The following is a 23899-nucleotide window of genomic DNA, read 5'->3' on the forward strand; positions in this document are numbered from 1 at the left end:
CATAGACAGAATGGTCTAGACAAACCGGTCTAGACGGCGCAGGATGCGGCATCCCCGCCCGCACGCCGCAACGCCATGGCACGCACGCCCCGCACGCCGAAGCCCACGCCCGCCGAACTCGACCTGCTGCGCGTGCTTTGGTCGCTGGGGCCGGCGACGGTCAAGCAGGTGCACGAAGCGCTGCGGCGCGAGCGGCCCGAGGTCACCTACGCCACCGTGCTGCGCCTGCTGCAGGTGATGCACGGCAAGGGGCTGCTCACCCGCGACGAAAGCGAGCGATCGCACGTGTACGCCGCGGCGCAGCGCCAGGGCTCGCTGCAGGAACGGCTGCTGGGCGAGATGATCCAGAAGGTGTTCGCCGGATCGGGGCGCGACCTGGTGCTGGCGGCCCTGCGCAGCGACGCGGTCAGCGACGCCGAGCGCGAGGAGATCCAGCGCTTCCTCGAGGAGACGCGCCATGACTGACCTCGCCGCACAGTGGCTGCCGGCGCTGTCCGCGGCACTGCTGCATTTCCTGTGGCAGGGCGCGCTGATCGGCCTGCTCGCCTGGCTGGCGCTGGCACTGCTGCGCAACGCGCGCCCGCAGGCGCGCTATCTGGTGGCCTGCCTGGCGCTCGCGCTGTGTGCGCTGCTGCCCGCCTGGAACTTCGTGCACGCGTTCGGCACCGCCGGCGATGCCGTCGAAGCCGTGCCGCTGGTCGCGATCGGCGCCAGCGCGCTCGCCCCGCTGGCGGCGACCGCGCCGTCCGGCATCCGGTTCCCCGCCCTGCCCGCGTGGTCGCTCCCGCAGGACGCCACCACGGCGTGGATCGTGCTGCTGTGGTCGATCGGCGCATCCCTGCTGTCCCTGCGCCTGGCGTTGGGGGCCTGGTGGCTGCGCGACCTGCGCCGGCAGGCGGTGCCCGAGTCCGGCGCATGGCAGGCCTGCGTCGACAGGCTCGTGCCTGCGCTCGGGATCCGGCGGCCGGTCGAGGTCCGGGTCGTCGCGAACGGCACCACGCCGATGGTCGCCGGGATCTGGCGGCCGATGGTGCTGCTGCCTGCCGCCGTGCTTGCGCGCATGCCCGCCGACCTGCTCGAAGCGCTGGTGGTGCATGAGCTGGCGCACGTCAGCCGCCACGACGGCCTGGTCAACCTGGCCCAGGGCGCGATCGAGGCCCTGCTGTTCTACCACCCCGTGGTGTGGTGGCTCTCGCACCGCATCCGCATCGAACGCGAACTCGTCGCCGACGATGTCGCCGCGCGCCTCACCGGCCAGCCGCGCCAGCTGGCGATCGCCCTGTCCGAACTCGACCGGCTTGCCGCACGGCGGCAGGCTTTCCCCCACGCCCGACACGCGCACGCCGCGCACGGAGGCCATCTCATGTCCCGCATCCGCCAGCTCGTCCGTCCCGAACGCCGCCCGCTGGGCGCCGCCACGCTGTTTCCCCTGCTCGGCCTCGCCGCTGCCGGCATGGCCTTCTACGCGCAGGCGCAGCTGATCGACAGCGACAACACCGTCGTCCACGCAGCCGCGGGCGCGCCGATGCGCGCGTCTTCCGCGCTCGCCGCGCCGGGTGTCACGGCAGCGGCATTGCCGGCCGCGTCGACCACCGCCGATCCGCCGCCCGAGGCGAGGCCCGGTGACGCGAACGACACCGCCGTGCGCACGACCCTGCGCGAGCGCGGGACCGGATATGCCCTGATCCGCGCCGATCGCGAAGGCTTCCGGATGTCCGGCGACCTCGACGATGTCGACACCATCCGCGCCACCCGCCGCGCGATCGACGGGGACTTCGTCTGGTTCCGGCGCGATGGCCGCGCCTGGGTGGTGCGCGATGCCGACACCCTGGCGCGGGTAGACGCGGCCTCGCGCCGCACCGACGCGGCCACCGCTGAGATGGACGCGCTGGAGCGCCGGATGCGCCCGCACAGCGAGCGGATGGAGGCGCTGGGCGCGCGGATGGAGGCCCTGCAGCAGCGGACGGACGACGGCGAGACGTCGCGGATGGAGGCGGCGTCGACGCGCATGCAGGCGCTCGGGCGCGAGCTTGAGTCGCTGGTCGAGGAGGAAGTCGCGCTCTCGATGCAGGCCGCTGGCGGCCGCGACGATGCCGGTCCCCCGTCCGATCGCGAGGCGCGCCTGGCCTCGTTGCGCACGGAGCGGGAGCGGGTCGAGCGCGAGATGGAGCAGGAGAGCGACGCGATGGAGGCGTTGGGTCGGCGCCTGGAAGCGCGGGCCGCGCCGATGGAAACCCTCGGCCGAGAGATGGAGGCAGCCGGGCGGCCGATGGAGTCGATCGGCCGCGAGATGGAAGCGGTCGGCAAGCGCATCGAGCGCGAGGCGCTGGTGGCCGACGCGGAGATCCGCCGGATCCTCGACGACGCCCACGCACGCGGACTCGCCACGCCGGCGCCGTCCGCGCAGTAGGTCGTCGGCGGCAGCGCCGCGGGGCGGGTGCCCTGCGCGGCGCGGATACGCAATTGCGGTGCGGGCACGGGGGCGATCGAACGCGCCCGTGCCCGACCCGTCAGGCTCACCAGATGCGGACGCGCTCCTCCGGCGCGATCCACAGCGGATCGCCTTCGGCCACGTCGAAGGCCTCGTACCAGGCGTCGATGTTGCGCAGCGGCGCGAAGGCGCGGATGTGGCCCGGCGAATGGGTGCCGTTGACCAGCTGCTGGCGCAGCGCATCGTCGCGCCACAGCGTGCGCCACACCTGCGCCCAGCCCAGGAACAGGCGCTGTTCGCCGCTGAAACCGTCGATCACCGGTGCCGGCTTGCCGTCGAGCGAGCGGCGGTAGGCTTCCAGCGCGATGGTCAGGCCGCCGAGGTCGCCGATGTTCTCGCCCATCGCTGTGCGGCCGTTGATGTGCATGCCCGGCAGCTGCTGGAACTCGTAGGCCTCGTACTGGGCGCCGAGCTTCGCCGCCTGGGCCTCGAACTTGGCCGCGTCCTCGGCCGTCCACCAGTCGCGCAGCACGCCTTCGCCGTCGGACTTGCGGCCCTGGTCGTCGAAGCCGTGGATGATCTCGTGGCCGATCACGCCGCCGATGGCGCCGTAGTTCACCGCCGGATCGGCATCGGGATCGAAGAACGGCGGCTGCAGGATGGCGGCCGGGAACACGATCTCGTTCTTGACCGAGTTGTAGTAGGCGTTGACGGTCTGCGGGGTCATGCCCCACTCGGCCTTGTCCACCTGCTTGCCCAGGCGCGAGCGGCGGTACTCCCACTCGAACTCGCGCGCGCGCATGGCGTTGCCGAACAGGTCGCCCGGCCGCACCTCCAGCCCGCTGTAGTCGCGCCACTCGTCCGGGTGGCCGATCTTGAGGCCGAAACCGGCCAGCTTGGCGCGGGCCTCGGCCTTGGTGGCGTCGCTCATCCAGTCCAGCGCGTCCAGGCGCGCGCCCATGGCCAGCTTCACGTTGGCCACCAGGTCGTCCATCTTGGCCTTCGCGTCAGGCGGGAAGTACAGCGCCACGTAGTCGCGGCCGATGGCCTCGCCCATCGCGTCCTCGACGAACGACACGCCGCGCTTCCAGCGCTCGCGCGGTTCGGGCTGGCCGGACAGGAACTTCTCGCGGAACTCGTAGTGCGCGTTGGCGAACGCCTTCGAGAGCAGCGGCGCGGCTTCGTCGGTGGCGTGGAAGGCCTGCCAGGCCTTGAGCGTCGCCAGCTCGGTGTCGGCGAAGATCTCCGCCATCTTCGGCACCGCGCTGTCCTGGCGGACCACGGCGACCGGCGCCTGGTCCACGCCCGAGGCTTCGAAGAACGCCTGCCACGGGAAGCCCGGGGCGACGCGGTCGAACTCGGCCAGCGGCGTGGGGTTGTAGGTCTTGTCGCGGTCGCGGCTCTCGGCGCGGGTCCAGTGCGCCTCCGCGATCCGGGTCTCGAGCGCCATCACCGCAGCGGCATTGGCCTTCGGGTCTTCCCAGCCCGCCAGTTCAAGCAGTTGCGCGATGTAGCTCAGGTAACGCTCGCGCTGCGGCGCGAAGTTCTCGCGCAGGTACATCTCGCGGTCGCCCAGTCCCAGTCCGGACTGGCTGAGGTAGAGCGTGTAGCGGTCGGGATCGCGCTGGTCGTCGGACACGAACAGGCCGAACATGCCGCCGCCGAAGCCGCCGCGGTCGGCGATCAGGCGCGCCAGCGCGGTCTTGTCCGGTGCCGCCTTCAGCTCGGCGATGAACGGCTGCAGCGGCGCGGCGCCCAGCGCCTCGACCGCCGCCTCGTCCAGGAAGTCCCCGTACAGCGTGGCGATCTTGGCCGCATCGCCGCCGGTGGCGGGATCGCCCTTCGGATAGCTCTCCACCAGCGCCCGCACGCGCGCCTCGGACAGGTCGCGCAGCACGCGGAAGTTGCCGTAGCTGGACTGGTCGGCGGGAATCTGGGTCGTGTTCGCCCACCGGCCGCTGGCGTAGGCGAAGAAGTCCTCGCCGGGGCGGACGGCGGTGTCCATGCCGGCGGTGTCGATGCCCCAGCTGCCGTAGCGCCGGGCTTCGATCGGGGTCGCCTGCCCACCGCCGGCGTGGTCGTCCGCGCCCACCAGGGACTGCAGGTGGCAGAGGTCGTCCAGGCAGCCTCCCGGCTCGTGTGCGGACACAGGCAGCGCCAGCGCGCTGGCCAGCGCGGTCATCGCGAAGATGTGACTCTTCTTCAAGTGCGTTCTCCAACCGATTGAATAAGATCGACTCCTGGGGAGCCGACGACTGGAATGATAGGCGCTCTCCGGCCCGCGCCGCGCGGGCCGGAAGGCATGACCGGCCCGTCGCGCGGCCGCTGCGCGAGCGCCTGGCCAGCGCGGAACCCGATGGCGGCCGCGTTGCGGACGCGCGTTTGACGACCGCCCACCCATACTCGACGGTCCTTCGCACGACAGGACACCGCCATGGGCATGCTGGTCGACGGCCGCTGGACCAATGACGACAAGGCGCTCACCGACGACAAGGGCCGCCTGCAGCGCCCTGATTCGGCCTTCCGCCACTGGGTGACCGCCGACGGCAACCCGGGCCCGACGGGCGATGGCGGCTTCAAGGCCGAGCCCGGGCGTTACCACCTCTACATTGCCCGTGCCTGCCCGTGGGCGCACCGCGCGGCGATCTTCCGCGAACTCAAGGGGCTGCAGGAGATCATCGGCCTGTCGGTCACGCACTGGCTGATGGCCGACGACGGCTGGACCTTCCAGCCCGGCCCGGGCGTGGTGCCCGACCCGCTGTTCGGCGTGGACACGCTGTGGCAGCTCTACGTCCGCTCCGACCCCACCTACACCGGCCGCGTCACAGTGCCGGTGCTGTGGGACAAGGCCCAGGGGCGCATCGTCAGCAACGAGTCGGCCGACATCCTGCGGATGTTCAACAGCGCCTTCGACGGCGTCGGCGCGCGCGACGGCGACTATTCCCCGGACTGGCTGCGCGACGGGATCGACGTGGTCAACGCGCGCGTCTACGACGGGCTCAACAACGGCGTGTACAAGGCCGGGTTCGCGAGATCCCAGGACGCCTACGACGAGGCGGTGGCGAAGGTGTTCGAGACCCTCGACTGGCTCGAAGGGCGCCTCGCCCATGCACCGTGGCTGTGCGGCGACCGCCTGACCGAGGCCGACTGGCGGCTGTTCACCACCCTGCTGCGCTTCGACGCCGTCTACCACGGCCACTTCAAGTGCAACCTGCGCCGGCTGGTCGACTACCCGGCGCTGTGGGCATACACGCGCCGGCTGTACGCGCATCCGGCGGTGGCGCCGACGGTCGATTTCGACCACATCAAGCGCCACTACTACCAGAGCCATCGCCACATCAATCCGACCGGGATCGTGCCCCAGGGCCCGATCCTGTCGTTCGCGTCGGACTGACCGGCGGCTCCGGATCAGGCCTGTTCGGCGCGTCCGCTCTGCTTTTCGGCGTCGGTTGACTCGCGCACGTCGAGCACCTTCACGTCGAAGTGCAGGGTCTGGCCGGCGAGCGGATGGTTGCCGTCGATGCGCACCTGGTCGTCGGCGACGTTCACCACCGTGACCAGCAGCGGGCCGCGTTCGGTGCGGGCCTCGAACTGCATGCCGGGCTCAACCTTGTCCACGCCCTTGAACGCATCGCGGGGCAGGTCCTGCACCAGGCCTTCGTTGCGCACGCCGTAGCCTTCTTCCGGCTTGACGTCGACTTTGAGCGCGTCGCCGGCCTGGCGTCCGGCCAGCGCCTTCTCCAGGCCCGGGATGATGTTGCCGGCGCCGTGGAAATAGCGCAGCGGACGGTCTTCGCTCGACTGGTCGATGATGCGGCCGTCGTCGTCGGTGAGGGTGTACTGGATGCTGGCGATGCTGGCAGCCGTGATCTCCATGGAGATGCTCCTTGGGTCAGTGGGAGGAAGGGATCGGATCCGTAGGCCGATGGCACCGGTGAAGTCACGGTGCAGCGCGTGGATCAAGTCCCACCATAGCGGCCGCGCGGCATCCACGCAAATCGCCTGTTCATCATCAGGCGCACGACGCGCGCTTCGCGCGGCATGTTTCCGGCTGCGCCGCAATGGCCTTCAGGACGCCACGACGCCTGCAGGCGTACGATGCCGGGCGACCCGGACGATGCCTGCCACGAGCGATGCCGCACTACGCGACAGCCGATGAACTGCGCGCACGCGACCTTCAGTTCGTGCGGCGCATCCACCACATGCGCATGCTCGGCACCGCACTGTGCGCGCTGCCGATCGCTTCGGTGCTGGCCGAACGCGGCGCCGGCTGGCCGGCGTACGCGCTGCTGGCCGCCAACGCGCTGCTGTGGCCGCAGTTCGCCAACGTTGCGAGCGTCCGCGCCCGCGATCCGGTGACCGCGCAGTTCCGCTGCCTGGCGCTGGATTCGGCCGCGGCCGGCGCGTGGATCGCGGCGATGGCGGTCAGCGCCGCGCCCACCGCGCTGTTCCTGACCATGGCCACGGCCGACAAGATCGCCGCCGGCGGATGGCTGCTGCTGCGGCGTTCGACCGTGGCGCTGCTGCTGGCGTTCGCGGCGGTGTGGAGCCTGCTCGGATTTCCATGGCAACCGGAAACCTCGCACCGCACCCTGCTGCTGTGCGTCCCGTTCCTGTTCCTGTATACGGTCGCGCTGAGCCTGGTGACCAACCGGCTGGGCAACCGGATCCGGGTGCAGAACCGCGAGCTGGAGCGGCGCAGCCGCACCGATCCGACGATGCAGGTGCCCAACCGGCCGCATCTCGAGGCGGTCGCCACGCTGGAGCTGTCTCGCTTCCAGCGCTCCGGACGTCCCGCGTCGCTGATGCTGATCGACGTCGACAACTTCAAGACCATCAACGACCGCTACGGGCACGGGATGGGCGACGTCGTGCTCAAGCGCATCGCCGCCCTGCTCTGCGCCTCGGTGCGCGACGTGGACCTGCCGGCGCGCTACGGCGGCGACGAGTTCGCGCTGCTGCTGGTCGATACCGACATCACCCGCGCGATGGTGGTGGCCGAGCGGATCCGGCGCGAGGCCGAGCGCGAGGTGTTCGAGGCCGAACCCGGGCTGACCTGCACGCTGAGCATCGGCGTGGCCGCCGCGACCCAGGCCGACGCAACGCTCGACGCCTGGGTGCATTCGGCTGACGCCGCGCTGTACCGCGCGAAGGCGGCTGGCCGCAACCGGGTGGTGGCGGCCTGAGCAATCGCGGCGTGGCCGGCGCCTGCGTGTCGCCGCGCCATGGGCAAGCAGGGGTTGGGAAGCGCCCTGCCCTGTGCGCCCTACTCCGCGCCTGCCGCCGTCTTCGGCACGAACTCCACCAGCACCGGGAAGTGATCCGACGGCAGGCGTCCGTCCACGCGCGCGTCGATCGTGCGCACGTGGCGCGCCTGCAGCCCGCGCGAGAGCACCCAGTCGATGCGTTCCCCGGGCGCGTCGCCGAAGCCGGTGTAGGTGCCGGCCGGGCCGGAGCGTCGATCGGCGTGGTCCCAGGCGTCGTCCAGCGCGGCGGTCAGCGTGCGGTGCGCGGCGCTGCCCGGCGCCGAGTTGAAATCACCGAGCACGACGACGGGCACGTCGGGCGGCAGCGTCAGCAGACGCTTGACGATCAGTGCCGCGCCCTGTTCGCGCGCCGGATCGTCCTGATCGCGGAACGGCAAATGGGTGTTGAGCAGCGCCACGCGCTGGCCGTCGGCGCTCCGCTCGAACAGGCCCCAGGTGACCATGCGCGGAAACAGGTTGCCCCAGGTGATGCTGGCGGGAACCTCGGGTGTGTCGGACAGCCAGAAATGGCCGGAATCGAGCAGCCGCATGCGGTCGCGGCGGTAGAACACGCCCATGTGCTCGTCGTCCGGATCGGCGCTGCGCGGCACACCGAACCAGGCCAGCTGCGGCAGTCGCGTGGTGATGAAGTCGGCCTGGTGCGGCACCAGTTCCTGGGTGCCGAACAGGTCCGGATCGGCGTCGGCAATGGTCTGCACCAGCGCATCGCGGCGCAGTTCCCAGCGGTTGTCGTCGGTGTCGATCGGCACCCGCACGTTGAAGGTCATCACCCGCAGCGGTGCCGGCTCCGGCGCGGGGACACTGCGACATGCAGCGAGCGCGAGCAGCGCGCACGCGAGCAGCAGGCGCGCGGCGCGCGCCAGGGAGCGATTGGCGGTGAACTGCGGCATTGGAGCGTCTCGACGGTCTGGCATGGCTCAATTCTCCCTCGCGCTTGCGATTTCCGCGACCGCCGTGCGCTGGCGCAATTGCCACGACGCCAGCAGCACAGCCGGCAGCGCGATCAGCGCGCCGGGCCACACGCCCCAGGCCAGCGCCGCGGCCAGGCCGACGTAGAGCGCCAGCCCGCCGAGCACGATCCGCCAGGTGTGCGCCACCGCCGGCACGTCGCGGTCGCGGCGCAGTTCGAAGCGCACCACCGCGGCGATCACCGGCGCCACCATCAGCAGGCACAGCCCGATCCAGCAGGCGCGGCCGAGCCAGAATCCGGCTTCCCCCGGCACCCCGGCGTCGATCGGCAGGCCGAGGCGTTCGCCCAGCCAGGCCGCGGGCAGTTCGGCCAGCTTGTGCCACAGGTACAGCGGCATGCCGAGCGCGCCGAGTACCGCGATGATCCGGCCCGGCCCGCGTCCTGCGCCTGCGCCCGCGCCGGACAGGATGCGACGCGCCAGCGGCTCGAACGCGAGCACCGCGCCGACCTGCAGCCACATCACGCCCACCAGCGCCAGCGTCGGCGGCAGCATGTTGTTGCCGGCCAGCGCGACACCGACCATCGCCACCGGATAGCCGCTGGCCATCGCCAGCACCAGCCAGGCGGCGCCCAGCGCGATCAGGCCCAGGCCCGCCCCCGCGCCGCGGAACCGCCCGCGCGTCCATGCGATGCCGAGTTGTTGCGGCAGCAGCCACACCACCAGCATGTTGAGCCAGGCGATGCCGGCCGGACGCTCCGACACCAGGCTGCCGAGGCGCATCAGTTCGCCGGGGGACCACGCGCCCGCGCGCGCGATGTCGAGCAGCGCCGCCAGCGCCACCAGTGCGGCGACGGCGCCCAGGCCGTAGCGCGCATCGAGGCGCAGGCACCAGGGCAGCAGCGCCTGCACCGTGAGCAACATCAGAAGGAACCACAGGTGCACGGTGAGCGACTGGTCGAACACGGCCAGCAGGCGTCCGCCGGAGGCGAGCCCCAGCAGCGCCAGGGCGACCAGCACGGCGACATAGGTCACGGTGGGCCGGGCCAGGGCGAGTGCGCGCGCGGCCCACCACGGGGCGGCGCCGCCCGCTTCGACCCGGCGCGCCACGCCGCCGGCGCTGACCGCCGCCGAGACGAACACGAACAGCGGCACCACCTGCACCAGCCAGGTGAGCATCGCGGCACCGTCCCATGCGGCGAGCAGGTGGTCGGTGTCGACCAGCCGACCGTCCTGCAGTCGCGGCAGGGTCGCGATCCAGTGGCCCAGCACGACCACCAGCAGCGCGCAGGCGCGCAGCGCATCGGCGTACAGGTCGCGTGGCGGGTTGGGCATCGGCGCGACCGCGGGCGGTGGGCCGGGCATGGTAGCCGCCCGCGTGATCGCCGGTGGCGCGCCTCCGTGCGCCGGTGCAGCGCTCTCGTCCGGCAAGTTCAAAGCGTGCGGGTCACGTCGGCACCGCGCTGCGCGAGGTAGGCCGCGGAGCGCGCGCTCTGTTCCGCCGACAGCGCGTGCACGACCAGCGTGGTGCGGCCGTCGGAGATCGCGTCGCGCGTGGCCTCGATATAGCGGTCGTGGTCCGGCCGCAGCGATACCAGCCCGCCGAGCAGCAGGCCCGCGGTCGCGCCGAAGCCCGTCGCGGCCAGCCCGGCCGCCCACGGCGACTGCACGACGAACGGAACGCCCACCCAGAACAGCGCGCCGAAGGCCAGCAGGCCGGCCACGGCGCCGGCGATGCCGAGCCGCACGTGCGCGACCACGATCGTGCGCCAGATGCCGCCGCCCTCGGGCTCGAGCTGGATGTCGACGTCGGCGCTCTCGGGGCCGACGATCTTCACCTGCGCCGGCTGCAGGCCGAGTTCGGCGACGATCGCGCTTGCCGCGTCGCGCGCGGCGTCACGGCTGGCGAACACCGCCGCCAGCTTGCTGTTGGACACTTCGCCGGTCACCGGAAGGTCGGACATGGCGGCGTCTCCGCATCGCGGGACGACGAGCATGGCAGCGGCGCCGTGGCGCCGGCGTCAATGCGCGGCAGGGCCGCCCCGCGGAGAGCGGCATTGCCAGCCTGGCTCAGCGCGTCGCGCCACCGTACGCGCCGGGCAGCGCGGTCCCCGCCTCCCAGCCGGCCGCGGCGCGCGCCTCCTCGGCCACCTCACGCGGCGCCAGCGTCGCCGGCACGGCGGCGAGGTCGAAGCGGCGCAGTTCCGGGCTGCGGAACAGGCCCTGCCCGTCGATCGCGAGCGCGACGCCATCGGCCTCGAGCCCGGTCGCTCGCGCGAAGGCCTGCACGGAGTCGAATTCCGCCTTGCAGTCCTTGCCCCGCGCCGGGCTCCAGACGACCAGCGGGCCGGTGTCGCCGGAGGCACGCGCGTACACGTTGCCGTCGACCTGCGTGGTCATCGGGCGCTTGAGGGTGCCGCACGTCGCCGCGGGCTGCTCGAAGCGCAGCAGGGCACCGTCGAAGCCGGCGCGCGCGGCGAACAGGTTGCCCTGCACCACGTGCCCCTCGCGCTCGTCGACGTCCGGTCCGGTGCGCGGGTGCCAGCCGAAGTGGTCGCCCTGGGCGCTGCGCTCGTTGCGGTCGATCAGCACCGGCGAGTCGAGGAAGGTGTTGTGGTAGATGCGCGCACCGGAGCTGTTGAGGATGCGGATGCCCTGCTCGTTGTCGGCGAAGACGTTGCCGGCCACCACCACGCCCTTGGAGATCTCGAAGAAGAACCCGATCTGCGTGCCTTCGACGTGATTGTTGGCGAACACGCCCTCGACGTTCCCCACGTCGTACCAGACCCCGTTCGAGTGCGGGTGCTCGATCACCAGGTTGTCGCGCACGGTCACCCGGTAGGACTGGTTGAAGATCTTCACCGCCGCGGGGTAGTAGCCGGTGAGCTGCTCGATGTTGTTGCGGCGGACGATGTTGCGCTCCAGCAGCACGTCGGACGAGCCGATGACGTAGATGCCCTCGGTGCCGGTGTCGCTGATCAGCGAGTTGCGGATCACCAGGCCGTCGCCGCGGAAATAGCCGGCCACGCGCGAGGTGTGGCTGATGGTCACGTTCTCCAGCGTGGTGCCGACCACCTCCTTGCCGTGGTCGGCCGGGTCGGAGACGTCGACCGGATCGTCGGTGGGTTCCTCGTTCGGGCCGGTGGACGGCTTCTTGCCCTCGATGTCGATGGCGCGGAACGCGTACTGGGTGAAGGTCAGGCCGCGAATGGTCGGCCCCTTGCGGTCGGATGGCTTGCCGTGCACCTCGCGCGAGGGCCGGTGCAGCGCGATGTCGTGCGCGGTGATCTCGACCAGGCGCTCGGCCGGATCGGTGCCGATGTAGACGTAGCCCTGCTCGTAATCGATGTAGTACCCGTCCTCGCCGAGTTCTCCGGCCCAGCCCTGCGAGCGCAGCGGCTTGCCGTCGACGAACACCATGTCGTTGTTGAACCGGTGCATCGGCGTGCGCATGCCCTCGCGCTCGCGACGCCACCACGCCAGCGGCTGCGCCGGGAACAGCGTGGTCCACTTCGTGCGCCAGGTGCCGTCGCGCAGTTCCTCCCAGTCCCCTGCCACGCGGGTGCCCTTGAGCACCGGCTGCTCGTCGCGGTACGGCTGCAGGGTGATGCCCTGGTTGAGCTGCAGGCCGCCGGTGCGATAGGTGCCGCCGCGCAGCACGATGGCGTCGCCGGTGACCACGCGCGCGATCGCCGATTCGAGGGTCGTCGGCCGCGCGAGCTCGGTGCCGGTCGCGTCGGCGCTGCCATCGGGCGCCACGAAGTACACGGTGCCCTGCTGCGGCACGTCGTAGGACTGCGGGACCGGCCCGTAGGGTCCGCCGGACGGCTGCGCGAGGACCGGGACGGGCCCCGCGGCAAAGGCTGCGAGCACGCAGGCGCTCAGCAGTCTGGACAGGCGGCGACGATGCGCGCGGAACGCGCAGTGGATGGACGGCATGTGGTTCCTCCCGGATGGCGATCGCGCGACGCGCTTGCTGCGTCGGCATGGTGTTAGCGCTATCAGAAGGTAGCATCGCGCCGCGGTTCTGGCGACCCGACCAATGGCCAATCACCACCCGGTATCGCGTGCTGCTTTGCAGCATACGATGTGGTCCACGCGCCTGCTTCACCCGTGGAGCGTCAGCGTCGCTCGCCGCCCGAGCGCGGGATGTCGATGCCGGGTTCGGTGTCGCCACCGCCGCAGGCGGCGAGCAGCAGGGCCAGCGACGCCGTGGCCAGTGATCGCATCGTGCTTCTCCTTTGGTCCGGATCCGACCCGGGATGCGCTGGAGCGCGCCGGGTGGAGCGTGCAGTGGGTCGCCGGGGCTAGCGACGCGCGCGTGGGCGAGCGCTTGAACGCTCAGGCGCTCGGGTTGCGCCGTGCTGTCCGCGCAGGCGCGCCCGGCTTGTCGGGCGTGGCCGCTGCCCTGGCCTGCTTGCGCGCGCGCTTCGCCGGCGTCGCGGCCGCGATGCGGATCCACGTCGGTGCGTGGTCGCTCGCCTTCTGCTGCAGGCGCACCCAGCGGTCGACGCCCGCCTCCACCAGCCGCGGCGCCAGGGCGCGGTTGAGCAGCAGGTGGTCGATGCGCAGGCCTCGGTCGCGCTCGGCGTGCTGGCGGAAATAGTCCCAGAACGTGTACGGAGCCGCATCACCGCAATGCGCGTGCAGCGCGTCGGTCCAGCCCTGCGCCAGCAGGTCCTCGTATGCCGCGCGCACCTCGGGCTGGATCAGCGCATCCTTGCGCCAGGCCTTCGCGTCGTAGACGTCGCCGTCGGTCGGGATCACGTTGAAGTCGCCCATCAGCACCACCGGATGCGGCAGGTCGACCAGGCCCGCGGCGTGGCGCGCCAGCCGTCGCATCCAGCGCAGCTTGTAGTCGAACTTCGGCCCGGGCTGCGGGTTGCCGTTGGGCAGGTACAGCGCACCGACAAGGATTCCGTGCACGGCGGCTTCGAGGTAGCGGCTCTGCCGGTCCGCCGGTTCGCCCGGCAGGCCGCGCCGGCTTTCCTGCGGCACCACGCCGCGGCCGAGCAGCGCCACTCCGTTCCAGCTGCGCTGGCCGTGCCACAGCGCGCCGTAGCCGGCCGCCTCGAGCGCGTCGACCGGGAACGCTTCGTCCGTGGCCTTGAGTTCCTGCAGCGCGACCACGTCCGGCTGCTCGCGTTCCAGCCAGGCGAGCAGATGCCCCAGCCGCGTGCCGATGCCGTTGACGTTGAACGTCGCCAGCGTGAGCAGCTTCCTGCGTCCCATGCGCGTCCATCCCCGCCTGCGGATCCGGGCGACAGGATCGCGCGCGATGGTTCAGGGCGGCGTGACGCGCAGCCCCGCGGCCTCGGCCCCGGCGGCACCGCACGCGGCATCGAACTCCGGCGGCGCGCCGGACACGCCCACGCCGCCGATGCCGACGCCCTCGCGGGTGAACAGCGGCACGCCGCCTTCGACTGTCGCGACCAGCGGCGCGGTGGCCATGTTCCAGGTCCCGGTCTCGCGGGTCGAGGCGAGGTAGATCGCTGCGGAGCGCCCCTTCCACAGCGCCATCTCGGCCGCGGCGGGCGTGGTGCGGTCGCGGGCGAAGCTCACCAGGTTGCCGCCCTGGTCGAACACCGCGACGGCGACGGTCACGCCCGCCCGTCCGGCATGCGCGAGGCAGCGGTCGCGGATGGTGTCTGCGGTGGCGAAATCGAGCGTGGCGGTCAGGGTCTGTGCTTCGGCCGCAGGCGTGGCGAGTCCGGCCAGAGCGGCGACGGTCAGGGCGAGAGCGAGGGTGGTGTCGATCGGATGCATCGGGGGCTTCCTGGCGGGCGGGTCCGCGGATGGACGGTGGTGACGCGCGACGGGTCGCGCGGGCTACTGCGGACGTTCCTGCTCCGCGGTGAGTCGCAGGATCTGGCCCGGGTCGTCGGTGACGAGGTAGATCGCGCCGTCCGGCCCGACCATCGGCTCGTAGGGCCGGCCCCGCGTGGTCAGCAGGACCTCCTCGTGCTGCACGCGATCGCCGTCGAGCGTCAGCAGCCGCAGCTGGCGCGGCGCGAGCGCGGTCACCAGCGCCTTGCCCCGCCACAGCGGGAACCGGTCGCCGTCGTAGAACGCCAGGCCGGACACCCCGATCGACGGACGCCAGAACCAGGCCGGCTGCTCCACGCCATCCGCGCGCCGGTCCGGCGTGAGCACGGTGCCGTCGTAGTTGATGCCGTGCGAGACCACCGGCCAGCCGTAGTCGCCGCCGCGACGGACGAGGTTGAGCTCGTCGCCGCCGCGCGGACCGTGCTCGGTGGCCCACAGCCGGCCGGTGCCCGGTTCGAACGCCATGCCCTGCGGATTGCGGTGGCCGAGGCTGAAGACGGTCGCGAGCGCGTCGGCGCGCCCGTGGAAGGGATTGTCCACGGGCGGCGCGGCGCCGGGCTGCAGGCGGTGGATCTTGCCGCTGGGGCGCCCCGGTTCGCGCGAGAGTTCCTGCGCGCCGCGATCGCCGACCGACAGGTACAGCCGGCCCTGCGGATCGAACGCCAGGCGCCCGCCGAAATGCCAGAACGGCTCGCCATAGTGCGCGTGGTCGGCCTCGTACACCGTCTCCTGGTCGACCCAGGCGTTGCCGCTCAATCGCCCGCGCACCACGCGCGTCATCGCCAGACGCCCGCCTTCCGGGCCGGTGGCGTCGAGCGGGTGCGCGTAGCTGAGATAGATCCAGCCGTTGCGGCCGTAGTCGGGGTCGAGCGCGATGTCGAACAGCCCCGCCTGGTTCCAGCGGTGCTCGTGCACGTAGACCCCGGGCACCCCGGTCACCGGCTGCGGCTGCAGCACGCCGCGTCGCACCACCCGCAGCCGGCCGGGACGTTCGCTGACCAGCACCGTGTCGGCATCGAGGAAGGCCATCGACCACACCGTCTCCAGGCCGTCGGCGAACAGTTCCACGCGGACCGCGTAGTCGAGGGTGTCGTGCACGCCCGGCACGGCATCGAACTCGCGCGCGGGCGCCTCCTCCGCGGCCGGCGCCTCCTCGTCGTCGGGGGCGCGATCGGCGTCGCGCGCGGGCAGCAGTTCGGCGATCGCGCCGATCTCCGCCGCCGAGAGGGTCGGCGCGAATGACGGCATCCCCTGCGAGGCGATGCCGTTGGCGATGACCCGGGCGATGTCGGCGCGGGTGCCGCCATAGCGGTAGGTCGCCGGCGACAGTGGAGGCCCCAGCCCCGTGCCCTGGCGGCCTTCGCCATGGCAGGACGCGCAGTTGCGCTGGTAGAGCGTGGCGGCATCGGTCTGGGCCGCGGCCGGGGCGGCGACGGCGGCCAGGACGCCCAGCAGCAGCGTCGGGGCCACGGACGAGGAACGGCGGACATCGGGCATGGGAAAGACTCCGGTGGTCGGGACGGCACGACCGCGATCGCGCCGTCGCAAGCAGACACCGGCTCGCCGCAGCCGCGGATGGAGGGCCGCTGGAGTTCTGCTATAGATTCGATGCAGGGCGCCGCTGTGCGCCGCGGACGAGTCCGGATCCGGGGACAGGGACGGGTGAGCGAGCACACCGCCATCGGCAAGATCGGGCTGGCCGGCGATCCGGCCCAATGCGGCGCGCCTGCGAACTTCAGCGCCGGCGAGGCGCTCGTGCAGCCGTCGCTGAACCGGATCACGATCCACGGCCGGGTGCACCAGGTCGAGCCGAAGGTGATGCAGGTGCTGCTGCTGATGGCCGCCCGGCCGGGCACCGTGATCGCGCGCGAGGCGTTCCTCGACACGGTCTGGGCCGGCACCGTGGGCGACGACTACCTGCTCAACCGCGCCGTGTCGGAACTGCGCAAGCTGTTCGGCGACGATCCCCAGGCGCCGCGCTACATCGAAACCATACGCAAGGGCGGCTACCGCCTGATCGCCCCGATCGCGCCGGCCCGGGTCGCGGCGGCGGTGGCCGTGCCCCCCGGAGGCAGCGAAACCGTGGCCGCGTCCTTCGGGGGTGAGGCGGCACCGGGCGACGTGCCGGGTCGGCACGAGCCGCGCCGACCGGCCGGCGAGATCGCGTCTTCGGCATGGCCGCCTGATTCCGCCGCCGCAGCGTCGCTTCCCCGACGTCGGGGCCGGATGCACCTGGCCATGACGCTCGGCACCGGTGCGCTGGCGCTGGTCGCGCTCGCCGCCTGGCAGCTGCGGTCACGCGCGCCCGGCGGCGCGGCACCGACGGCCCTTCCCCCCGCAGCCGCGCTCGAGGTGCATCCGCTGACCAGCTTCGTCGGCCTCGAACTGGAGCCGGCGCTGTCGCCGGACGGCAGCCGGGTGGCCTTCGTCTGGGACGCGGGCGGCACCTTCGACGTCTACGTCAAGGCGATCGGCAGCGAGGAGGTGCTCAACCTCAGCGACAGCCCGGACGACGAACACCATCCGGTGTGGACGCCGGACGGCCGCGCCCTGCTGTTCGCGCGCCGCGATGCCGACGGCGTGTCGATCCATCGCGTCTCCGCGCTCGGCGGCGGTGTCACGCTCGCCTTCCGCGATCCGGCCGTGCACGAACTGCGCGGCATGAGCCTGTCTCCGGACGGCAGCCGGCTGGCGTATGCGGCACGCAGCCGCGCCGGGGAGCCCTACCGCGCGCACCTGGCCGCGCTGGATGGCAGCGGGCGCCGGGTGCTGTCGGCGCCCGCACCGGGATCGCTAGGCGATGTCGATCCCCGTTTCGCACCCGACGGTCGTTCGATCGTGTTCGCCCGCGCAGTGAACGAAGTCACCAAGGATCTGTACCGGGTGCCGGCCGACGGCGGCGACGCGATGCGCCTGACCTTCGACCACCGCAAGATCAACGGCGTGGCCTGGGCGGGCGCGGGCGACCGGATCCTGTTCACCTCGACCCGCTCGGGACTGTATGCGCTGTGGTCGGTACACGCCGACGGCGGCGAGCCGGTGCAGGTCGCGCTGGGCAACGAGGACGTGCACCAGCCCGCGACCGCGCCCGGCGTGGAAGCGATCGCGTTCGAGCAGTGGCGGCACCGCTCGCACCTGCGCCAGGTCGACGTGGCGAGCGGTCGCGACGTCGGTGCCGGTGGCCTGCTGCAGTCCACCCGCTGGGATTCGAACCCCGCCTGGTCGCCCGACGGCGCGCGCATCGCGTTCACCTCCAACCGGGGCGGACCGCACGGCATCTGGGTGAGCCGGCCCGATGGCAGCGGCGCGGTGGAGATCGCGGCCTTCGACGGCACCTACGTCGACAACCCCGCCTGGTCGCCGGACGGGCGCGTCATCGCCTTCGATGCGAGCCCGGAAGGACGCACCGCGATCTTCGTGGTCGATGCGCAGGGAGGCGCCGCGCGACCGCTGGTCGACGGTCCCGGGGACCACCGCAATCCGGCATGGTCGCGCGACGGCGCCTGGCTCTACTTCGAATCCAACCGCGACGGCGCCTGGCGCGCGTATGCACAGCCGGTGGATGGCGGCGATGCAGTGGTCGTGTCGCCCGGGCCGGCGGCGCATCCACGCGAGTCGCGTGACGGGCGCCGCCTGCTGTACGCCAAGCCGGACGCGCCCGGCCTGTGGCAGGTGCCACGCGTGGACTGGAACGCGGGTGCACCACCCGGGCGCGAAACCCTGCTGATCGCCGACCTTGCTGCGCAGGACACCGGCAACTGGACGTCCTCCGGTGCCGGCGTCTACCACGTCCACCGCCCGGCCGCCGGGCCGCCGACGCTCGCGGTATGGGACGAACGCACAGGCGCGCGCACCGCGATCGTGGCGCTGGCGCCGGACTTCGAAGGCTGGGGCCTGGACCTGTCGCCGGACCAGACGCGGCTGCTGTTCTCCGAGCTGACGCTGCGCGAGAGCGACCTGCGCCTGGCGCAGCCGCGGCCGTGAGCGGGGCCGGCGCCTAGGGCGCCGGTGCCAGCCGGTGCGAGGACTGCTGGCAGACCACGATCGAGTCGCCCTCGCCCGCGTCGCCGGCGGCCACCACGCGCATGCCCACCGACAGCGCGTCCACGTTCACCGGCGCGGCCGCGCACAGGTTCCAGCGCGCCGGAAGTTCCACCGACACCTGCCGCTGCGCGCCGGTATCGACCACCACGATCGCGTTGCCGTCGTAGGTCCAGGGCTGGGTGTCGATCGAGACGATCGTGCCTTCGACCACGCGCTCGCCGGCGGACGTCACGGGCGCATCCTGCACCGAGGTGCAGGCGGCGAGCGCCAGCAGCAGGCTGGACGCGATCAGGGGGCGGCAGGCGGTCCGGGACATGGCACTCCTCATGGGTCGGAAACGGGGACGGGCGCGCCACTCTGGCACAGGCGCGTGGGGTCGCGGTGAGGACGCTTCGTCCGGCGCGTCGGGACCCGCGCAGGCGAGTCCCCGGGCCTCATGCGATCAGTCCGCGGGCGCCGCGCCCCGATCGGGCGCGTCGACAGGCCCTGCGCCCGCAGCGCTGCGCAACTCGCCCAGCGGCGGGATCACCAGCGTGGTGTATTCCTCGTACCGCGCGCCCGGCAGGTCGCGCAGGGGCATCCGGTCGGCGCGCGGGCTTTCGATCGGCAGCCGCGCCGCCTCGTACAGGATCACCTCGTGCTCCGGCGGATACCAGAGGAGCAGCCGCTCCACGAGCGCCTGCAAGCCCTCGGGTTCGGCATGGAACCGGGTACAGGTCAGGTCGCCCGACAGCGCCACCTGCCACAGCAGGACCAGGCCGGCGGTGTCGGGTACGCGCTCGTAGTGCAGGAAGTGGGTGGCCTCCATCGACTGCACGCCGCGCTGGCCCGGGTCGATGCCGAGATCGGCGTAGAGGCAGGCTTCGGCGGAAACGCCCGGCTCCATGCGCGCCGGAATGCCCGCTTCGCGCGCCTTGCGCACCACCGCGTGCGGCACGTCGGCGAACACGCCGGGATGGCCGTAGAACACCGCGCACACGCGCTTGCCCGCAATCACTTCGGCCATGATCGCGGCGTCGATCTCGCGGTAGGTCTGGCGCCGGTCCTTGCCGTCGGCGTAATACGCGCCGAGGTTGATCGCGTCGGGGCGGAAGCTCTGGATCATCGCCAGCGCGAACGGATCGGTCAGGCAGAACACCACCTGCGCCTCGCGGATCTCCGACAGGCAGCGCTCGCTGACGTGGCGGCCGAACTCGATGCCGCTGCCCACCACCACCAGGCCACCGCCTTCGCGCGCGCCGGATGGCGCATCGCTGGTGCAAACGGTGCGGTCGCGGCCGTCGTACTTGGCGCGGTAGAGCGCCTGGTCGGCATCGTGCACCAGTTGCTCGAGCGTGGTCGCGTGGTCGTTGGCCTGGCAGATGCCGGCGCTGATGCTGAAATGCACGGTGTGGCCGAATACGGTCACCGGCGCGATGCGCCCGCGCAGGCGGCGCAGCAGGTCCTGGGCCTGGTCGCGGCCGCCATCGAGCAGGATCGTGAACTCGTCGCCGCCGCTGCGGCCGGCGATCCCCTGCTCACCCACCTCCTCGGCGATCCAGGTGCCGAGCCAGCGCAGGGCTTCGTCGCCCGCGGCATGGCCGTGGCGATCGTTGACCTCCTTGAAGCGGTCGATGTCGGCCACGATCGCGGTGAACGCCCGGCCTTCGCGCCGCGCGCGCTCGAACGCGGCCTCGCCTTCCCTGCGCACCTGCTGGTAGTTGAGCAGCCGGGTCAGACTGTCGTGCTCGGATTGCCAGCGGTAGCGCCGCCGCTCGCGGAACGAGCGCCGCAGCAGCACTGTCAGCAGCAGCGCCGTGGCGAGCAGCGCCACCAGGCCGGCGGCCAGCAGCCATTGCCAGCGCCGGGTGGCGGTGACCTGCAGTGCGGCCAGTTCCTTCTCCGCCTCGAGCAGCGCGATCTGCTGCTCCTTCATCCGGGTGTCGAATTCGACCTGGAGGTAGGTGAGGCGTCGCGCGCGGGCATCGGCCTCGGCGGCTTCGGAAGCGGAAATGGCCTGCTTGAGATGCGCGAGGGCCGACGTGAGATCGCCGCGACGTTCGGCCAGCCTCGCCAGCAGGTGTTCGGTTTCGGCGATGGCGAGGCTGGATTCCTGCTCGCGGTAGTAGCGCAGGGTATCGGCCAGCAATTGCTGGGCGTGGTCCAGATCCCGGTTCGAGACGATCAGGCTTTCCGCGATGACCAGGCGCGTGCTCCAGGCGCCCGCCGCGTAGCCCGCGGCCTCGAACTCGGACAGCGCTTCGCGGCCCCAGGTCCAGGCCTCGTCATGGCGGTCCTGCCGCGCCGCCATCTTGGCCACGCCGTACTTGCCCAGCGCGACGAACACGGGATCGCCGGCACGCCTGCAAGCGTCGATCTGGCGATGTCGCCACTCCTCCGCGACGCTGTAATTCCGGGCGTGGTCCTCGGCCAAGGCCATTTCCGACAGCGCCACGCACTGGCCCCTCACGTCGTCCGTCGCCTCGATGGCGTCGACCGCGCGGCGCGCCAGGTTCCGCGCCTTATCGGTTTCCCCCACCAGCGTATGCAGGTAGCTGGCGGTCCCGAGCAGGTTGGGGGCGTGTTCCGGGGCCTCGGGCAGGTACGACAGGCCCTCGTTGAGCCAGGTGAACGCCCGCGACCAGTCCTCGATGTTGGCCGCCACGCTGATGGCGGTCCCGTAGATCCTGATCCGCAGCGCCGCGGGCATCTCCTCCGACAGCAGGTCGGCAAGCCCTTCAAGCGCCTCCTTCGACCCGCCGGCAAGCGCCATGTTGCGCAGCCGGACGTACTCGATCCGCTGACGCTGCCCGGTCGACAGCTGCCCGGCCTGCGAGGCCAGGGCGGCGATCCTCTCGTTCGATTCCCGCCAGTGCGCGGTGAAGGCGAGCGTCTCGATCTCGCTGACGCGCGACTCGAGGTTGTCCTGCGCGAACGCCGGCAGCAAGACCAGCGCGAGAAGCAGGAATGAAAGCTTGCTCAGCCGATCCATGGGCCTGCAACGGTTCAGTGCACGAGGGCTATTTCTCGTAGCACTTGATGCTGTGGTTGGTCGCGAACTGCCCGTCCTTCAGGCCCGTGAGGGCCTTGATCGCGGTGTAATCCTTGTCCAGCATCGCCTGGCGCTCGTCGTCGGCCAGCCCGGCGCGCTGCATCACTCCGTCCGGATCCTTGTCGTACTCCGCGGCAAAGGCCGCATCGCTGCCAAGCTTGCGCATCAGTTCGAGCAGTTTCGACATGGACATCCCCCTGAATCGACCAGGCATCGTGACCGCGCGGGCATCCGCTGACGCCTCGCCGGAACCCCACCACACAGGCCCCGCGCACGCGTTGTCCCCGGGGCGCCGAGCAGCGCGACATTAGCATAGGTTCCCGGCCGCGGTGGCGACATCCGGCCCTCGCGCGCGCAGCCGGTGCCGCCTAGCTGCACGTGTCCGGTCGCGCGCGATTTTGACGTTGCGCGGGGTCGTCGGGACGCGGGGCCACCTCGTCCAATCGACCTTGATCCGCTGGAGCGTCCTGTGTCGCCGCCGGCCCCGTCGCTCTGGTGCAGTGCACCCGGATGCCGCTGCCGCCATTCCAATCCCGCCGTCCGTGATTCGAAATGCAGACGCGGGTCGCTGCCCGGTCGGCGTGCTACGAGTGCGTGGCGGGAGCCGGTTTCCCCTGCGGTCCGGGGGTCTCCCCGTCCCGGCGGCAGGACGGATACGCGCGTCGCGCGGCTTCGCCCAGTCCATTGGCCCGCTCCGGCACGTCGACGCGACCGCGGCTTTTGGACAGACTTCGCCCGACCCGATGCCAGCCGCGCGCCGCCGCGTTCGCGCGGCACGCCCCGAACGAGGACCGACCCCGCATGACCGCCCTGACCGCTCTGCGCACCACCGCCTGCACCCTGCTGCTGTCCGCCGCCGCACCGCTCGCCTTCGCCGGCAGCGTGACCGGACGGGTCGATGCCGGGCAGCCCGGGCCGGTGATTGCGCCCGAACTCTACGGCCAGTTCATGGAGCAGCTGGGCACCGGCATCGACGGCGGCATCTGGGTGGGCCCCGACTCGGACATCCCCAACACCCGCGGCTACCGCAACGACGTGCTCGCCGCGCTGAAGGAGCTCAAGGTGCCGGTGCTGCGCTGGCCCGGCGGCTGCTACGCCGACATCTACGACTGGCGCACCGGCATCGGCCCGCGCGCGAAGCGGCCGGTCACGCTCAACCGCTGGTGGGGCAACAAGGAGGAGCACAACGCCTTCGGTACCCACGAGTTCTTCGAGTTCGCCGAACTGGTGGGCGCCAAGACCTTCCTCAACGTCAACGTGGGCACCGGCACCCCGCGCGAGGCCGCGCAGTGGGTCGAGTACATCACTTCGCCCACCAACTCGACGCTGGCGCAGGAGCGGCGGCGCAACGGTCGCGAGCAGCCGTGGAAGATCGACTTCCTCGGCATCGGCAACGAACCCAACGGCTGCGGCGGGCGCATGCGCGCGGAGACCTTCGCCGACCTGTTCCGGCAGTACTCCGGTTTCATCGCGCCGCACGGCGGCACCACGATGATCGCATCGGGCCCCGACGCGACCGATCCGGCCTGGACCCGCACCACGATGGAGATCGCCGGCGAGCACCTCGACGCGTTCTCGATGCACTACTACACCCTGCCCACCGGCGACTGGACCACCAAGGGCCCGGCGACCGGGTTCGGCGAACCGGAATGGCGCGCGACGTTCGAGCGCACCTACATGATCGAGCCGATGATCCAGGAACAGACCGCGATCATGGACGAGTTCGACCCCGAGGCCGAGAAGGCGCTGGTGATCGGCGAATGGGGCACCTGGTACGACCCCACCCCCGGCTCGCCCGGCGGCTGGCTGCAGCAGCAGAACAGCATCCGCGACGGCCTCGTGGCGGCGGTCAACCTCAACATCTTCCACCGCAACGCGAAGCGGCTGCGTGCGGCGGGCATCGCGCAGATGGTCAACGTGCTGCAGGCGATGCTGCTCACCGACGGCGCGAAGATGGTGCGCACGCCCACCTACCATGCCTTCCGCATGTACCGGCCCTTCCAGGGTGCGACCTCGCTGCCGCTGGCGCTGCGCTCGCCGGACTACGGCAGCCTGAAGGCGGTGGATGGCACGGCCGCGCGCGGCAGTGACGGCAAGCTCTACGTGGCACTGGTCAACCTCGATCCGGGCGAGGCGATGGACGTGTCGCTGGCGCTCGAAGGCGCCCAGGCCACGCGGGTATCCGGCGAACTGCTGACCGCCGACGGACTCGACGCGCACAACACCTTCGATGCCCCCGAGACCGTGCGACCGGTCGCCTTCGACGGCGCACGCCTGGCGGACGGCACCCTGTCGGCCCGCCTTCCTGCCAAATCGCTGGTCGTGCTGACGCTCGAATAAGCACCCTCGCTCGCCCGACACGCGCGCGGGTGACGCGTCCCGGCCGCAACAC

Annotated in this window: 18 protein-coding genes and 1 pseudogene; 6 read left to right on the forward strand and 13 right to left on the reverse strand. The window is 71.7% G+C overall.

The window, feature by feature from the left end:
* The first annotated feature begins 75 nt into the window (after positions 1 to 75).
* Both QFW80_RS01370 and QFW80_RS01375 read left to right on the forward strand, forming a co-directional pair.
* Entirely contained in the window at positions 76 to 465 is a 390-nt protein-coding gene (locus QFW80_RS01370) for a BlaI/MecI/CopY family transcriptional regulator (protein ID WP_280599188.1), read from the forward strand.
* Complete coding sequence (locus tag QFW80_RS01375; RefSeq protein ID WP_280599189.1) at positions 458 to 2410, forward strand: M56 family metallopeptidase; 1953 nt, start codon at positions 458 to 460, stop codon at positions 2408 to 2410. The genes QFW80_RS01370 and QFW80_RS01375 overlap by 8 nt, the downstream gene beginning before the upstream one ends.
* 106 nt (positions 2411 to 2516) lie before the next feature.
* Here QFW80_RS01375 and QFW80_RS01380 read toward each other — a convergent pair whose 3' ends face one another.
* A complete protein-coding gene (locus QFW80_RS01380; protein WP_280599191.1) occupies positions 2517 to 4637 on the reverse strand; it encodes a M13 family metallopeptidase in 2121 nt (706 codons plus the stop codon).
* Positions 4638 to 4865: 228 nt separating this feature from the next.
* On the opposite strand from QFW80_RS01380, the gene QFW80_RS01385 reads away from it, so the two are divergent.
* Entirely contained in the window at positions 4866 to 5825 is a 960-nt protein-coding gene (locus tag QFW80_RS01385) for a glutathione S-transferase family protein (RefSeq protein WP_280599193.1), read from the forward strand.
* Positions 5826 to 5839: 14 nt separating this feature from the next.
* Here the strand turns inward: QFW80_RS01385 and QFW80_RS01390 are convergent, their stop codons facing one another.
* Both QFW80_RS01390 and QFW80_RS01395 read right to left on the reverse strand, forming a co-directional pair.
* Positions 5840 to 6307 carry an FKBP-type peptidyl-prolyl cis-trans isomerase gene (locus QFW80_RS01390; protein ID WP_280599195.1) on the reverse strand — a complete coding sequence of 156 codons (468 nt, stop codon included), beginning with the start codon at positions 6305 to 6307 and terminating at the stop codon, positions 5840 to 5842.
* 83 nt (positions 6308 to 6390) lie between these two features.
* The gene (locus QFW80_RS01395; protein WP_280599197.1) at positions 6391 to 6630 is read right to left on the reverse strand and encodes a hypothetical protein; all 240 of its coding nucleotides are present in this window, start codon (positions 6628 to 6630) and stop codon (positions 6391 to 6393) included.
* A 9-nt stretch (positions 6631 to 6639) separates the two neighbouring features.
* Here QFW80_RS01395 and QFW80_RS01400 point away from each other — a divergent pair, with 9 nt between their 5' ends.
* Positions 6640 to 7617: a sensor domain-containing diguanylate cyclase gene (locus QFW80_RS01400; RefSeq protein ID WP_280599198.1), complete on the forward strand. Its 978-nt coding sequence runs from the start codon at positions 6640 to 6642 to the stop codon at positions 7615 to 7617.
* An 80-nt stretch (positions 7618 to 7697) separates the two neighbouring features.
* Here QFW80_RS01400 and QFW80_RS01405 read toward each other — a convergent pair whose 3' ends face one another.
* The 7 genes and pseudogenes from QFW80_RS01405 to QFW80_RS01435 form a co-directional block, all read right to left on the reverse strand.
* Complete coding sequence (locus QFW80_RS01405; RefSeq protein WP_280599200.1) at positions 7698 to 8612, reverse strand: endonuclease/exonuclease/phosphatase family protein; 915 nt, start codon at positions 8610 to 8612, stop codon at positions 7698 to 7700.
* Positions 8613 to 8615: 3 nt separating this feature from the next.
* A complete protein-coding gene (locus tag QFW80_RS01410) occupies positions 8616 to 9941 on the reverse strand; it encodes an acyltransferase family protein (protein ID WP_280599202.1) in 1326 nt (441 codons plus the stop codon).
* A gap of 98 nt (positions 9942 to 10039) precedes the next feature.
* Entirely contained in the window at positions 10040 to 10570 is a 531-nt protein-coding gene (locus QFW80_RS01415; protein WP_280599204.1) for a hypothetical protein, read from the reverse strand.
* Between the two features lie 106 nt (positions 10571 to 10676).
* Positions 10677 to 12545, reverse strand: a complete 1869-nt coding sequence (locus QFW80_RS01420; protein ID WP_280599206.1) for a right-handed parallel beta-helix repeat-containing protein — start codon at positions 12543 to 12545, stop codon at positions 10677 to 10679.
* Between the two features lie 405 nt (positions 12546 to 12950).
* A pseudogene (xth, locus tag QFW80_RS01425) lies at positions 12951 to 13838 on the reverse strand (exodeoxyribonuclease III); the annotation flags it as partial.
* A gap of 51 nt (positions 13839 to 13889) precedes the next feature.
* On the reverse strand, positions 13890 to 14372 hold the full coding sequence (locus tag QFW80_RS01430; RefSeq protein ID WP_280599209.1) for a heme-binding protein: 483 nt from the start codon (positions 14370 to 14372) through the stop codon (positions 13890 to 13892).
* A gap of 63 nt (positions 14373 to 14435) precedes the next feature.
* The gene (locus QFW80_RS01435) at positions 14436 to 15929 is read right to left on the reverse strand and encodes a PQQ-dependent sugar dehydrogenase (protein WP_280599211.1); all 1494 of its coding nucleotides are present in this window, start codon (positions 15927 to 15929) and stop codon (positions 14436 to 14438) included.
* A gap of 165 nt (positions 15930 to 16094) precedes the next feature.
* Between QFW80_RS01435 and QFW80_RS01440 the strand changes: the two genes are divergently transcribed.
* On the forward strand, positions 16095 to 18416 hold the full coding sequence (locus QFW80_RS01440) for a winged helix-turn-helix domain-containing protein (protein ID WP_280599212.1): 2322 nt from the start codon (positions 16095 to 16097) through the stop codon (positions 18414 to 18416).
* 13 nt (positions 18417 to 18429) lie between these two features.
* On the opposite strand, the gene QFW80_RS01445 is transcribed toward QFW80_RS01440, so the two are convergent.
* The 3 genes from QFW80_RS01445 to QFW80_RS01455 form a co-directional block, all read right to left on the reverse strand.
* On the reverse strand, positions 18430 to 18792 hold the full coding sequence (locus QFW80_RS01445; RefSeq protein WP_280599213.1) for a hypothetical protein: 363 nt from the start codon (positions 18790 to 18792) through the stop codon (positions 18430 to 18432).
* A gap of 126 nt (positions 18793 to 18918) precedes the next feature.
* Entirely contained in the window at positions 18919 to 21447 is a 2529-nt protein-coding gene (locus tag QFW80_RS01450; protein ID WP_280599215.1) for a diguanylate cyclase, read from the reverse strand.
* 28 nt (positions 21448 to 21475) lie between these two features.
* On the reverse strand, positions 21476 to 21694 hold the full coding sequence (locus QFW80_RS01455) for a hypothetical protein (RefSeq protein ID WP_280599217.1): 219 nt from the start codon (positions 21692 to 21694) through the stop codon (positions 21476 to 21478).
* 614 nt (positions 21695 to 22308) lie between these two features.
* Between QFW80_RS01455 and QFW80_RS01460 the strand changes: the two genes are divergently transcribed.
* On the forward strand, positions 22309 to 23847 hold the full coding sequence (locus QFW80_RS01460; RefSeq protein WP_280599219.1) for an alpha-N-arabinofuranosidase: 1539 nt from the start codon (positions 22309 to 22311) through the stop codon (positions 23845 to 23847).
* The last annotated feature ends 52 nt before the right edge of the window (positions 23848 to 23899 follow it).

Source organism: Luteimonas rhizosphaericola (genome assembly GCF_029888045.1).
Taxonomy (GTDB): Bacteria; Pseudomonadota; Gammaproteobacteria; order Xanthomonadales; family Xanthomonadaceae; genus Luteimonas; species Luteimonas rhizosphaericola.

Excerpts from the sequence above, each read along its gene's own strand:
- QFW80_RS01370 (WP_280599188.1), top strand. The coding sequence starts at position 76 with ATGGCACGCACGCCCCGCACGCCGAAGCCCACGCCCGCCGAACTCGAC.
- QFW80_RS01430 (WP_280599209.1), bottom strand. The coding sequence starts at position 14,372 with ATGCATCCGATCGACACCACCCTCGCTCTCGCCCTGACCGTCGCCGCT.
- QFW80_RS01385 (WP_280599193.1), top strand. The coding sequence starts at position 4,866 with ATGGGCATGCTGGTCGACGGCCGCTGGACCAATGACGACAAGGCGCTC.
- QFW80_RS01390 (WP_280599195.1), bottom strand. The coding sequence starts at position 6,307 with ATGGAGATCACGGCTGCCAGCATCGCCAGCATCCAGTACACCCTCACC.
- QFW80_RS01420 (WP_280599206.1), bottom strand. The coding sequence starts at position 12,545 with ATGCCGTCCATCCACTGCGCGTTCCGCGCGCATCGTCGCCGCCTGTCC.
- QFW80_RS01445 (WP_280599213.1), bottom strand. The coding sequence starts at position 18,792 with ATGTCCCGGACCGCCTGCCGCCCCCTGATCGCGTCCAGCCTGCTGCTG.
- QFW80_RS01435 (WP_280599211.1), bottom strand. The coding sequence starts at position 15,929 with ATGCCCGATGTCCGCCGTTCCTCGTCCGTGGCCCCGACGCTGCTGCTG.
- QFW80_RS01410 (WP_280599202.1), bottom strand. The coding sequence starts at position 9,941 with ATGCCCAACCCGCCACGCGACCTGTACGCCGATGCGCTGCGCGCCTGC.
- QFW80_RS01375 (WP_280599189.1), top strand. The coding sequence starts at position 458 with ATGACTGACCTCGCCGCACAGTGGCTGCCGGCGCTGTCCGCGGCACTG.
- QFW80_RS01400 (WP_280599198.1), top strand. The coding sequence starts at position 6,640 with ATGCTCGGCACCGCACTGTGCGCGCTGCCGATCGCTTCGGTGCTGGCC.
- QFW80_RS01450 (WP_280599215.1), bottom strand. The coding sequence starts at position 21,447 with ATGGATCGGCTGAGCAAGCTTTCATTCCTGCTTCTCGCGCTGGTCTTG.
- QFW80_RS01455 (WP_280599217.1), bottom strand. The coding sequence starts at position 21,694 with ATGTCGAAACTGCTCGAACTGATGCGCAAGCTTGGCAGCGATGCGGCC.
- QFW80_RS01415 (WP_280599204.1), bottom strand. The coding sequence starts at position 10,570 with ATGTCCGACCTTCCGGTGACCGGCGAAGTGTCCAACAGCAAGCTGGCG.
- QFW80_RS01405 (WP_280599200.1), bottom strand. The coding sequence starts at position 8,612 with ATGCCAGACCGTCGAGACGCTCCAATGCCGCAGTTCACCGCCAATCGC.
- QFW80_RS01460 (WP_280599219.1), top strand. The coding sequence starts at position 22,309 with ATGACCGCCCTGACCGCTCTGCGCACCACCGCCTGCACCCTGCTGCTG.